This window comes from Persicirhabdus sediminis, from assembly GCF_016595495.1.
GTDB classification, from domain to species: Bacteria; Verrucomicrobiota; Verrucomicrobiia; order Verrucomicrobiales; family Akkermansiaceae; genus Persicirhabdus; species Persicirhabdus sediminis.
Genome location: NZ_JAENIM010000044.1, coordinates 160,285 through 172,205 on the forward strand (window position 1 = coordinate 160,285; position 11,921 = coordinate 172,205).

The following is an 11,921-nucleotide window of genomic DNA, read 5'->3' on the forward strand; positions in this document are numbered from 1 at the left end:
TGTGGGTTGATGGGATTATTTGATGAATGCAGGCAGGATGTTTTTTGGTGTGGAGGCGAGCATTTTGCCCATGCCTTTGTTATGGGCGGTGGTGACGATGATGAGGTCGAGCTCAGGCAGGATGAGGATGAACTGGCCACCGGCGCCGCGACCGGAGATGCAGTTGTAGGTTTTGTCGCCAACTTGCATGTCTGACCCCCACCAGAAGTAGCCGTAATGGGCGGCGCCGCTGGGGTTGGTATGGATGCGGCTGGTGGCTTGTTTGATAAATTCAGCGGGGATGAGCTGCTGGCCATTCCATTTGCCCTGGTTGAGGATGAGCATGCCAAATTTGAGCATGTCGCGTGAGCGCATGCTACTGCCGGCGGCGGATTTGGGCAGTCCGCTGAGGTCTTGTTGCCAGCTGAATGTGGTGATGCCGAGTTTGCCAAGTAGCTCGGATTGAATGAATTCATTGGCGCTGCCGGGCACGCTAGCTTCGACGACTTGCATGGTGATGGACGGGTCGGCGCCTTGGTATTTGTATTCTTGCTGGCCTGGCTGGATGGGCTCGGTGAGCTCGAGGTAAGTTTGGATTTGCCCTTGGCCACGGAGTTTTTCTGGGTTTTTGCGCACGGTGGCTGCGGCGGATTTTTTATCTACGCGGATGCCTGAGTGCATGTTCATGGCCTGGGCGAGGGTGATCTTGTCGGCTCCTTCAGCCAGCTGGCTGCGGTCGATTTCGCTGAGTAAATCAACGACGGGTTTGTCGATGTCCTGCATGGAAAAATGCCCCAGCTGGATGGCGCGACCGAGCGCCAGAGCGGTGTATGACTTGGTGATGGACATCTGATAGTGTGGGTAGTTGGCGCGGCCACGACGGTAGTAGGATTCAAAGAGCAATTTGCCATTTTGATAAATAAGCAAGCTATCCGTAGTATCGTGGTCACCTGCGGCAATCTCATGGGCATACTTTAGAATCATGTCCTTGTTGCCACCGTCGACGCCGAGTTGGCCGACGGCAATGCCATCATTCATGTCCTTCGGCTGGCTGCTGATGAAGGCTTTTTCTAGATAGGGGATCTTGGCCTCCTTGGCGTGGGAAATATCCGCTGCATTGAGGTCGGTAAGCTCTGGAGCTAGACCATTGCTTTCTTCAGCTGGGCATAGTGACTGAATGAGAATGATGGCAATGGAGAGCAGCGTTGGATGTTTCATGAGATGTGTATGACTTGTATAAGATTAACTAGTTGTATCTAGTACTATGGATCTGGCGAGGTAATTGATGCTTATGGTAACGTGAAGTTTGTCTAATTTAACACGGTTAACTTGTCCGACGGAACGCGTGTTTAATGCATTAGCTTTATTGAGGGGTGTACAAATCGATCATTTTGCATTATATGTGGATGCCTAAATGGAAAATCCGCGGTCACCCGAAACCAGTTGTTTTCCCTTAGTAGCACCCCCCGTTGAAACCTCCGGAAATTTCCCCTGCTGCCCCGTGATTCTATAAGAATCTAATGCTAAGTTAGATAAATTAAACAGACAAAGAGAACGACCATGAATCAGCTGGAAAGTGCCAATGATCAAGAACAAGCTCACCGCGATGCGTTGATCGCAGCGAGGGAGCGTGTCAGCACGCCGGAAGAACAAGCCAATGCAATTGGCTTGAGCTTTGAGGAGCAAATCCGGCAATGGAAAAAGAGCAAGCAGGAGGCTGCTCAGGCAGCTCAAGCGAGTGAGCAAGCGGCAGTAGTAGCGGAAGCCAAAGCTGTCATCCAACCTGCTGCAGAAGCACCAGCGAAGGTAGAAAATCCGCCAGTAGCTGAAGTGGTGAAACCAGTTGTCGAGGAAGTGAAGCCAGTAGCTGAAGTGGCGCAACCGGTTGTCGAGCAAGTGAAACCAGTAGCTGAAGTGGCGAAACCGGTTGTCGAGGAAGTGAAACCAGTAGCTGAAGTGGCGAAACCGGTTGTCGAGGAAGTGAAACCAGTAGCTGAAGTGGCGAAACCGGTTGTCGAGGAAGAAAAGCCAGCTGCTGAGGAAGAAAAACCAGCCGAAGCTGCAGGTGGCCAAAGTTTGCTAGAACAGTTTTTAAGTGCATCTAAAGCACGCGCCGAACAAGGAGAGTCAGCTGACCTGTCTAGCTTGACAGGAACTCAGGCGATCAATGTAGAAAGCTCACCGTCACGCCCACTTGCCTCGCAGACGACGGCGCAAGTTCGCCCGCTCACAGGGGCTCAGCAGGCAGCCATGGCACGTGCGCACGCAGCACAAGTACGCTCTGCTAGAATTGATGTGAAACCACATCACGGCGCTAATTTACCTGCATCCGCCCGCCCACAAAGAGAGGCTAGACCTTCCGTTTCAGTGAGCGAGCATTTGAAAAAGTTCTCCCCACCACCACAAGCAGAATAGCTTGGTGTGAGCATCATCCAGCCAGCTAGACGTCTAGCTAGCTGGATGTTTTTTTTTAGTATTTAAAGCGAATGCCAATGCCGCCGCCCCAGTCGTAAGGTCGGTCTGAGCCGAGGCCAACTAACAAATCGCAATACACTGCGGCTTTTTCGCTGACATGTCTGCCTAGCTGGAGCTCAGCAGTGGCTGGCATGTGCTGGTTGTTATCCCACTCGATGGGCAACTTAGCATCCAGCTTGGCCCACATTTTTTGTGGCAATGGCTGCAGCGCGATGAGGCGAAATGCAGTGGTATTGACGTCATCACCGCTGTAGCTGGTGAAGTGCTGAACCAATGGAATGAGGCTAGTATTGCTAGGTAGATTCATCGAGATACCGAGGAATGGAGCTAGCTGGTCTGAGCCGCTGCCAATGCCCTTGCTTTGATCGCCAAAGTCAATGATCCAGTCGAGTCCTGCAGCCATGCGGTAGCCAGTTTCTCCCCATTTGCCATCTTGGCCAAAGTAGATCGCCTTGAGCGTCATGGACTCCCAGCCTGAGGCATGTTTGCCGGTGGTATTGGTTTCCCAATAGTGGAGTTCGTATTTGATCTTCAGCTTGTCGTTAGCCATGAACGCGCCGTCGATAAAATAGTCATTGATGTGATCGCCAGACTCGAGGCTGAGGTACTGCCAGCGCACATCTGTATTGCGTGATTTTGATAGCGGGTTGCTAGGGTTTTCCGCTTCTGAGCTTTCCGCTAGAGCCAGCTGGGCGGGGGCGAGTGAAAGCGTAAGTAGGGATGTTAGCAGTGATCTTTGCATGATGAAAAATGGAGCCAGATCCAGCTGGATCTGACTCCATAGTTAGATTAGCTTATTGCCAAGAAGTGAATGTTTTCACTGCCTCGATAGATTCTGGGCGCAGGTTCTCGATGCCCTCGTAGGGAGCGCCTTTGCCCAGCTTGTTGTGTGGGTATTTTTTAATCGTCATCATGTGGCGCTTGACCATGTCTTGGAAGCTGGCGCCAGACCACAGAGCCATACCGATGTGGGAGTTCTCCTCACGTGGATCACGGTACAGGTTGTACACAGGTGCCGCTGCTCCAGGCACGCCAGGCGCAGGAAGGTGCATCTTGAACTCGTTCTTTACCACTGAGCGTAATAGATCATTTTCGTAGATGTAGACGTAGTCGCGGCGTCCGTTGTGTTCGCCTTCTAGCAACAGGGCAGTTTGGTCAATGCCATCAATCACGCGGTCGCGTGGGATGTAGTCGGTAGCTTGAGCCACTCTAGCAAAGGTGGTGAAGAGGTCGGATACAAAAACCATATCGCCAGCGGCAGAGCCAGCTTCTACGACGCCGGGCCAGCGGACAAAGGCATCGACGCGCACGCCGCCTTCGAGGTGGTTAGTTTTGCCGCCACGATAGATCAACTCTGATAGACCGGAGGTGCCCGCGTAGTGGTACATCAACCCGTTGTCCGCCATGAGCACGACGATGGTATTGTCGCTGATGCCGAGCTCGTCCACCTTGGTGAAAATTTCGCCGAGGAAATCGTCAATCTTCTGTAGTTTCTCAGCGTGGAAGCCACCATTGAGCGTGGTATTTTCCTCGCCGTCATTGACGAAGTTGAGCGGCCACAGCGGCCAGTATTGCAGGAAGAATGGTTTGTCTTCTTTGGCTAACTTATCTAGCTGATCGAGAGTTTGCTTCTGGTAGCGGTAGTTCATTTTGACGTAATGATCTTGCGTCCATTCTTCTCCCGGCTGCAGGTCTACTTCTTTGGCTTTGCCGCCAGCTACCGCTTCCACACCAGTGACTAGGCCTGTTGGACGGAATTTGCTATCGAGGTCAAACTCGGATGTTTGCGTGTGTGGTGCAAAGCCAAACATGTTGTTAGCATCGGCACATTCTTTAGTCATTAGAGACAGCTGCACTTGCTGGTGCAGCGGGAAAACCGCGTAGTCAAAACCTTGATTGTGCGGGTAAGCTTGCTCGATGTCTCCTTGGTGCCACTTGCCGACGTGCGCCGTATTGTAGCCAGCTTGTTTGAGCACCTCAGCAATCGTCACTTCATTTTCTGGTAGGCCTTCGCCCACTAAGGCCACTTTGACCTCTTTGATGCCAGAGCGCACCGCGTAGCGTCCCGTGAGGAAGGCAGCGCGAGTAGGTGTGCATGATGGCTCGGTGTACATGCGCATCAGCGACATGCCTTCGTTAGCAAACTTGTTGATGCTCGGCGTCTTGATGCCCATGACGTAGTTCATGGCGCGGTTGCCCATTTGCCCAAAGCTCACATCATCGATGAGAACGTAGAGAATGTTAGGTCGTTTGCCGTCATTCTTTTCTCTGATGTTAGCTAGTTTGGCTTCGATCTCTTTATCTTGAGCCGCCCATTTTTGTGCGTGCTGTTTTTTGACAAATTCGAATTCACCGTCGTGAATGATAGGTTTTTCTTCAGCGTGAGCTGAGATGATGCCCGCGGCGATGACGCCGATGGGAGCTAGGTATTTGAATAGGGAGTGGTGTTTCATGTTACGTTGTTTGTTATGTGAAAATGTTTCAGCTGGATAAGCTTGTTTACCAAGAATAGGTGACGCCGAGCATTGGTCCGCTCATGGTGACGTCGTAGACAAAGTCGTCTTCAGAATAGTCGATGCCAATGCCACGATAGGCTAGGCCAAGGTCCCAGCAGTCGTTGATGCTGTAGCCTAGCAATGCCATGGCTTCCCAGTTGAAGTCTGAAGAAACGCCAAAACCGCCAACTTCTCCAACCGCTCGGAGAAACCATTTTTCGCTGAGCTGGTGGCTAATACGAAGGCCAATCACAGGATCAAACCAGCCTTCAGTATTACGTTGTTCGATGTTAGCTAGGCCATTGAGCTCTAGCTGAGTATCAACATAGTTGTAGCTGATGCCACCGTAGGCATCGATGCTTGTTGTTTGCTTATCGTAGAAGCGGTAGTAAGCAAGCGCTTTGGCGCGAACTGTCTCTAGAGTGAGTTCTGAGCTTTCTAAAACCGGACCAGGTGTAGGTAAGTCAGCATTGCCTTTGAGCTTGAGCCAGAGGCCGTCTAATGCAAATCCCCATTTGCCTTTACGTGCCTCAAAGTAGGCAGCTCCGCCGATTTCTAATTTATCAGCGATGTCGCTAAAGGCGGCATCAACGCCAATGTTTTGACCGCCGAGCCCAACCGTTCCTTCTAAGCCTGCCATGAGAAGATATGGAGAAATCGAGAATTCCCATTGGTCAGCAGGTGGAGCTGTGGCGATGGTTATATCATCGGAGACTGAGTAATTTTCTCCAGCTAGTACGCTAGATGTCATAGTTAGAGCGAGGCTGCTGAGGGCCGCTAGAGGGAGCAATTTTTTTGTGAGAGTAGTTTGTGTTGCCATTGGCTAGTTAGTTAGGTGAGCTGTTTTTATTTATAACTGATGACGTGATAGTCAAACGGAGTCGTTTTGCAGTTTGCGAAAAAGGGATAGAGGGCTTATAAATATTTTGTTCATAGGGGATTATCGCGAATACCAACGTTTGCTCGGGGCTCGTCTCACATGGCTAGAATTATCGATCAGATTATAGGCAAATCATGAGCAAGCTAGTAAAAAACGGTAGCAGAGAAATATCTATGTCTAGGCTGAGAGTTGATGCTCAATGCGTTGATTCTCTACGTGAGAAAGTCTGTGCTTGGGATTTGGATTTCATGCAGTTAGAAAAAGGCGGGCTTGCTGCTACCATAGAGCAAGCGGCGCTTGCTCGCTTGTTAATGACTCGCGGCCAGTTTTCACGTAAGCTAGAACAACGTGGTGGATCGCCAGTTGGCTACCGGACATTTGGTTTCTCTCTGAATCCAGAGTCGCCTTTTTCATGGCGGGGCCACTCTGTTGAGGCTAACAAAGTGCTCTTGTTTCCACAAAATGGCGAGTTGTATGCTGTGTCTGAGCCGGGGTTTCACGTGATGACGGTGTCTGTGCCAGAGGCGTATTTTGATGCTTATTTAGACAAGAATTTTTCTTTGCTAGATCAGCAGCGGCTGAAGCGCCAGGAGGTATTTGAATGTTCAGATAGAGCAATGAACCAGCTGAGGCAGACATTTTCTTATGCCTTGCGTGGTGAGGAGCTAGCGCCAGCTCAGACTGGCTGGTTAGAGAGTGAAATGATGACAGCGCTGTTTGGCGCCTGCATAGAGGGGCAAGACCTTGTTTCTCTGCGAGCTGGTAGAAGGCAAAAACTGGTACTAGCGGCGACGGAATCTATCGAGCAGATGGGTGGGCACAAACTGAATATCTGTGAGCTGAGTACTGAGCTGGGAGTGAGTGTACGCACGCTGGAGTATGCATTTAGAGATCACTATCAGCTGGGGCCAAAAGCCTACTCGATTGCTTATCGAATGGCGCAAGTTAGGCGTGAGCTGCTGAGAATGGACGGAGCGCATGGAGGCGTCGCCGCGGTAGCCTCAGCGTGGGGGTTTAAGCATTTGGGGAAATTTTCCGCCAGCTACAGACAGTTTTTTGGTGAGCTGCCATCACAGACACTAGCTGAGCGACATGGGGCCTAGCTGGCTTAGAGCAGCGTGCCGCTCGGCTTTAGTCTGCTGGGGGGCTGACGGCTATTTTTGGATCTAGAAATGGCAAGATCTATGACTTAGGGAACATGAACTGCAACTGTAGACGGAAGGTGTAATCACCGTAGTCTTCAGGCTTTTCGATATTGTAGTAGATCTGCGCGTTTAGGTTCACTGGTTGCTTGCCCCAGCGCATGATTTTACCGATACCGCCGCCAATAGGTACCACCCAGCGATCGCTAGAGTCGGCATTCCAGTTAGCCGTGATGATGGGAGCTGAGACTAGGTACCAGCCGTTGTCCATGTTGTAGTTTACAAAGATTTGTGAGTAGAAGCTATTGAGTTGGTCGGTATCATCAAAGCCCCAAGTGTTGCTGGCAAGTCCACCAGCTACCCATTTGTCTTTGATGTAGACACCGACAGCTGAGATGCCGCCACCCCATTGGTCGAGGCCTAGGTTGTTAGTTGCTGTCGGCATGTAGAGAGTTGGGCCTACTCCCCAGGTGATGTAGTTAACGGGCTCTTGGGGTGAGAACCAGCCGGTAAATGATGTGTCGCCTAGCCCATTGATATTGCCGCTGCCAACGGGATCTGGCGCGCTTACCACAGGTAGAATGGTGCGTGTGATCAAGTTCCAGTCCTCGGATAGCGTAAATGGTAGCACAGGCTGGATGTTCAGCGAGTTACTGACGTCACCACCTCGATTACCAAAAGTCGTATTATTTTGAAATGGTAGACTGATCATTGAGGCTAGCGGGTTCTGCGCCGCTGCCGCTAGATCATCGCTCTGGGCATAGCTAGGAGAGCAGAGGCTAAGGAGCGATAATAGAGAAAAAATGGACTTTTTCATTGTTGTTAGTGTGTGTTGTTTTGTGTGTTAATGATGATTAGAGATGGGGGGAGAAAAAATCACCAGAGAGAGTGTGTGATGTAGTCACTCATTAGACCTTTTCTGATAGACTTAACGAAGCCGGGTGAAACAGCTGGTCGATTTCTAGCTTATGCTTAGCTAATCCCTGTTCGTGAGAGTATTGGAACAGGGCATTGAGCGTTTTCTTGTTTGGCTCAATTCCGTATGGCCACCAATTCTCACCCATAAGGTCGATAGTATTTTCTACTTCTTGATTGGCCCAAGGCAGAGAATTAAAAATCCAAGCATTCTCCTTCAAGTGGTTCAAACATAGAGTTTTTGATTCGCAGTAGGCATCAAAGATTGCTTGTGCGAGCCATGGCTGAGCATTGATCAGTGACTTCTTGATAGCCACTGCATGCATGATTGGAAAGATACCGGTTTCTTTAAAGTAGGCTTGCTCGGTGGCCCGGAAATCTGGAAATAATCTGGAGACGAGAGGGTTTCCATCGATATAGGCCTGCGGCTCTACGGCGTGGAAAAGAGCATCGACATCTCCATCCACAAGCATTTGAGATTCATCTTTGCCCTCTGGCCCACTAGCAACTTTGAGCCCATCAGGAATCATGAGCTCTTGTTTTGAAACTGTACCAGTAGCTCCGGCGGATGAGTCTTTTGAGGAGACTACCCATTCAACGTCTTGTGGGGAAATTCCATATTGATGTTGTAAGATTCCGCGAATCCAAGTTAGCGAAGTGGATGAAAAACCGGGCGTGGCAATGCGCCTACCCTTGAGGTCTTCAGGTTTCTTGATGCCAGCATCCGTACGAATGAAAATACTCTTGTGTCGAAAGGTTCTAACGGGAAATATAGGTAATAAAGTATAATCTCTGAAGCCTTCATTCGCATAGGCTAACATGAATGGATGTAAGCCGATTTCGGTTACCTCTCTGGAGGCCTTACCAGAGAAGACGTCGGTATTCATCTCACCGATTCGCCCACGCTCAAAGCTGTAATCACAGCCATCAATGCTCACTTTACCTTCAGCTAAAGCGGCCACCCGATCAAAATCATAGCCAGCAATTTTAAGCTTCATCTTTGATTTGGTACTATTAGATGCTCTGAGGATGTTAGGGGAGAGCGCGGCTGACAGCCCGAGTAGGCTGAGGAAATGACGACGATACATGACGATTAGTTAGGTAGGAGTGGAGAGTGAAATAAAAGAGAGAAAAACTAAGGATAGCTCACATCTGGAGCTATCCTTAGTATAGAATTTAGATAGATTGATCTAAATAAGGGCTCTAAAGAGAACTGAGCCCTATTTTGAGAGGTGAGAGATTACTACTTACTTACCTGTCTCCATGGTTTTGCGGACAGTTTCCTGATATTGGATACTCTCAGGGCGCAGGTTAGTAATACCTGTGAATGGAACTCCGTGACGAGTTGGTGTGAATGGGTACTTCTCGTTCATTTGGTCATGACGTTTCTTCACCATATCAAATGGTCCCCATGCCCAAAGCATTTGAGCCATCATTCCGCGCTCTTCACGTGGATCCTGATACAGATTGTAGAAATCATTTTTCACCAGACCTGGACGTCCGCCGAGCCAAACACGCTTGAATTGCTGCTTAATGGTAGCTGCGTGAATTGGACCTGTATAGATGTGATAATAATCACGACGGCTCTGACCGTCTCCGTATAGCAGTACTGCAGTTTGGTCGATACCGTCGATAATTCGGTCGGTAGGAATGTGCTCTTTCGCTCCAGCGAGGTTTGCGAAGGTTGTGAACAAATCATGCACTGCAAAGATATCCCCAACAATGGTGCCAGGTTCAATCACGCCTGGCCACTGTGCGAATGCGGCAACACGAACACCACCTTCACGATAGTCACCTTTACCTCCATTGAATACGTTAGGATACATAGCTCCTGGCGCTTCGGTCATTGGACCGTTGTCAGCCATTGCGATCACTAGAGTATTTTCGGCAATGCCTTGCTTTTCAAGTTCCTCTAGAATTTCACCGATATGGCGATCTAGACGCTCCATGTTCTGAGCAAATGGTGTACTGTTACTTGTAGTGATCTCCTGACCTTGGGTATTGAGATCGTAGACATGTGGCCAATAAGCTAGGTAAAATGGCTTATCGTCATTAGCTTTGCGTTTAATGAAGTCGAGCGCCTTCTCTTGATGGATCTCGATGAGTTTACGGTAGTTCTCCAGTGTGCCTTCAAGAGTGGTTGGCAATGTTTCACGCGCTTGCTCACCTTTTTTCCCTTCAATATCCATGATGTAGCCGTAGGGACGCCAAGTAGAATCAACGAGGTACTTTTTCTCGGTCATCTCTGGTGTGTAGCCATTGGTCATAGCGCCCGCTTCACCAGTACGGTGCCAAAAGATCGGTGGGAACTGATTGTAGAGTGAAAATTGTGCTTCGTCGAAGCCTTGGTTGTGCATGTACGCTTCCTCAATGTCACCTTGGTGAGCTTTGGCGAAAAATGCGGTGCTATAACCAGCCTCAGAGAGCACTTCGGCGATAGTCACTTCTTCAGCTGGTAGACCAGAGCCCTCTGGGGGGAACGCTACTGTGTACATACCACTGCGAACTGCCAGTCGACCTGTGAGAGCCGCTGCGCGTGTAGGCGTACAAGATGGCTCGGTATACATGCGAGTGAAAGTAATGCCTTCTTGTCCCATTTTATTGAGAACTGGAGTATCAAACCCACGAATCTTGTTAAAAACCGGAATTCCCACTTCACCAAATGAAGTATCATCCCACATGATGTGGATAATGTTAGGCTTTTTACCGTGTTTCTTTTCTAGCTCAGCTAGTTTTTTAGAAATTTCAGCATCTTGTTTAGCCCACTGTTCACCAAATTCTTCTTGGAGAATATTTTGTTCAGCATCATGAATGATGGCAAGTTCAGCCGCCATACCTGTCGTTAGTATGCCTGCAGACATTCCTAAGGCTACAGTAGCTGTTGTTAATGTGTGTTTTGTCATTGCGTTAATGTTTATTGTTAATCAATGGCTCGATGGAAACATACATTTCTATCAACCAAAGAATTGGATTTTACAGTGTCGCTTGTTAGCGTTTTAATCAAACAGATATTTTTGCGAATTTATGATAACGACCCTGACTTCTCCACTAGCTGAGTTCTTGTCGCCAACTAGATTTAGGGTAGCCTATCAACTAGATGGGATAGATGCGTTTTCAGAGTTTGTTCAAGATTGGAACCTAAGTTTTAGCCAGCTCAGTTTGGGTCGGCTTAGGGGTTCAATTACGCAGCTTGGGCTGGGGGAAGTTCAGCTAGGTTATGGCAAGTTCACTCAACGTTTGGAGCAGCACGGTGCTCCTCCAGCTGGCTATCGTACATTTGGCATTCCGCTACATCAGGATGCGCTCTTTTTTTGGCGTGGGCATGTGATCACCGGGAATGCTGTTTATATCTTTCCCCAAAATGGTGAGCTCTTCTCAATCTCTAACCCTGACTTTGAGGTGATGAATATTTCAATTGATCCAGTCCTGCTAGAGCGGACTTTGGCAGATATGGGTTTGGATAAATTAGAAAATCTACTCAAAACTAAAGAAGTGATTCGCATTCCCTCTAATTTGATGAAGGGGTTGCGCAGCCTGTATACTGGTCTAGCGAGGACAATGCTGACAGAATCAACTTACCAAGACTATGGGATGAAGTTGGATCTGGTGGGCCAATTGTTGTCAGCCTGTGCCGAGGGGGCTGGAGTGCAGCCACTCTCAGGATCTCATAAGAGGACGCAGGCGGTCAAACGAGCTAGGGACATGATCCATTCATGCTGCCAACAGGGCCTTAGTATCGTTGAGCTTTGTAAAAGCTCTGAGGTCAGCCAGCGCACACTTGAATACGGTTTTCATGAACTGTACCAAATGACTCCGAAGGCGTACCAAAAAGCGATCATGATGAGTGCGGTGCGCAAAGAGATACTGGCTAAACCTGATGCCAAGGAGCGGACAATTACAGCCATTGCAAAAGCCTATGGGGTCCGGCATCTAGGTAAATTCTCAGCGGACTATAAGAGTTATTTTGGAGAGCTACCGTCACAGACTTTGGTGAGGGCCAGCTAAGCCTGTTTTTAGTGGCTGTGGACAGGATAC

10 protein-coding genes are annotated in these 11,921 nt (G+C 49.2%); 3 read left to right on the forward strand and 7 right to left on the reverse strand.

Going from position 1 to position 11,921, the window contains the following annotated elements; all coding sequences use genetic code 11:
• Positions 1–15: 15 nt before the first annotated feature.
• Complete coding sequence (locus JIN82_RS14090; protein ID WP_200312301.1) at positions 16–1,197, reverse strand: serine hydrolase domain-containing protein; 1,182 nt, start codon at positions 1,195–1,197, stop codon at positions 16–18.
• Positions 1,198–1,539: 342 nt separating this feature from the next.
• Between JIN82_RS14090 and JIN82_RS14095 the strand changes: the two genes are divergently transcribed.
• Entirely contained in the window at positions 1,540–2,394 is an 855-nt protein-coding gene (locus JIN82_RS14095) for a hypothetical protein (RefSeq protein WP_200312302.1), read from the forward strand.
• Between the two features lie 55 nt (positions 2,395–2,449).
• On the opposite strand, the gene JIN82_RS14100 is transcribed toward JIN82_RS14095, so the two are convergent.
• From JIN82_RS14100 to JIN82_RS14110, 3 genes are read right to left on the reverse strand one after another with little or no spacing between them, the layout of a single operon-like run.
• Positions 2,450–3,196 (reverse strand): hypothetical protein, encoded by a 747-nt coding sequence (locus JIN82_RS14100; protein WP_200312303.1) that lies wholly within the window; start codon positions 3,194–3,196, stop codon positions 2,450–2,452.
• A gap of 52 nt (positions 3,197–3,248) precedes the next feature.
• On the reverse strand, positions 3,249–4,907 hold the full coding sequence (locus JIN82_RS14105; protein WP_200312304.1) for a sulfatase-like hydrolase/transferase: 1,659 nt from the start codon (positions 4,905–4,907) through the stop codon (positions 3,249–3,251).
• Positions 4,908–4,953: 46 nt separating this feature from the next.
• Positions 4,954–5,700: an outer membrane beta-barrel protein gene (locus JIN82_RS14110; protein ID WP_200312305.1), complete on the reverse strand. Its 747-nt coding sequence runs from the start codon at positions 5,698–5,700 to the stop codon at positions 4,954–4,956.
• A gap of 302 nt (positions 5,701–6,002) precedes the next feature.
• Here JIN82_RS14110 and JIN82_RS14115 point away from each other — a divergent pair, with 302 nt between their 5' ends.
• Positions 6,003–6,932, forward strand: a complete 930-nt coding sequence (locus tag JIN82_RS14115; RefSeq protein ID WP_200312306.1) for an AraC family transcriptional regulator — start codon at positions 6,003–6,005, stop codon at positions 6,930–6,932.
• Positions 6,933–7,011: 79 nt separating this feature from the next.
• Here the strand turns inward: JIN82_RS14115 and JIN82_RS14120 are convergent, their stop codons facing one another.
• The 3 genes from JIN82_RS14120 to JIN82_RS14130 all read right to left on the reverse strand — a co-directional run bounded on the left by JIN82_RS14120 (position 7,012) and on the right by JIN82_RS14130 (position 10,789).
• Positions 7,012–7,788 (reverse strand): hypothetical protein, encoded by a 777-nt coding sequence (locus JIN82_RS14120; protein ID WP_200312307.1) that lies wholly within the window; start codon positions 7,786–7,788, stop codon positions 7,012–7,014.
• Positions 7,789–7,879: 91 nt separating this feature from the next.
• Positions 7,880–8,974 carry an ABC transporter substrate-binding protein gene (locus JIN82_RS14125; protein WP_200312308.1) on the reverse strand — a complete coding sequence of 365 codons (1,095 nt, stop codon included), beginning with the start codon at positions 8,972–8,974 and terminating at the stop codon, positions 7,880–7,882.
• Positions 8,975–9,133: 159 nt separating this feature from the next.
• On the reverse strand, positions 9,134–10,789 hold the full coding sequence (locus JIN82_RS14130) for a sulfatase-like hydrolase/transferase (RefSeq protein ID WP_200312309.1): 1,656 nt from the start codon (positions 10,787–10,789) through the stop codon (positions 9,134–9,136).
• Between the two features lie 157 nt (positions 10,790–10,946).
• Between JIN82_RS14130 and JIN82_RS17340 the strand changes: the two genes are divergently transcribed.
• Positions 10,947–11,891, forward strand: coding sequence for a helix-turn-helix domain-containing protein (locus JIN82_RS17340; protein WP_234042046.1), 945 nt, complete (start codon positions 10,947–10,949; stop codon positions 11,889–11,891).
• The last annotated feature ends 30 nt before the right edge of the window (positions 11,892–11,921 follow it).

Coding starts and splice junctions, on each gene's coding strand:
- JIN82_RS14090 (WP_200312301.1), bottom strand. CDS start 1,197: ATGAAACATCCAACGCTGCTCTCCATTGCCATCATTCTCATTCAGTCA.
- JIN82_RS14095 (WP_200312302.1), top strand. CDS start 1,540: ATGAATCAGCTGGAAAGTGCCAATGATCAAGAACAAGCTCACCGCGAT.
- JIN82_RS14100 (WP_200312303.1), bottom strand. CDS start 3,196: ATGCAAAGATCACTGCTAACATCCCTACTTACGCTTTCACTCGCCCCC.
- JIN82_RS14105 (WP_200312304.1), bottom strand. CDS start 4,907: ATGAAACACCACTCCCTATTCAAATACCTAGCTCCCATCGGCGTCATC.
- JIN82_RS14110 (WP_200312305.1), bottom strand. CDS start 5,700: ATGACATCTAGCGTACTAGCTGGAGAAAATTACTCAGTCTCCGATGAT.
- JIN82_RS14115 (WP_200312306.1), top strand. CDS start 6,003: ATGTCTAGGCTGAGAGTTGATGCTCAATGCGTTGATTCTCTACGTGAG.
- JIN82_RS14120 (WP_200312307.1), bottom strand. CDS start 7,788: ATGAAAAAGTCCATTTTTTCTCTATTATCGCTCCTTAGCCTCTGCTCT.
- JIN82_RS14125 (WP_200312308.1), bottom strand. CDS start 8,974: ATGTATCGTCGTCATTTCCTCAGCCTACTCGGGCTGTCAGCCGCGCTC.
- JIN82_RS14130 (WP_200312309.1), bottom strand. CDS start 10,789: ATGACAAAACACACATTAACAACAGCTACTGTAGCCTTAGGAATGTCT.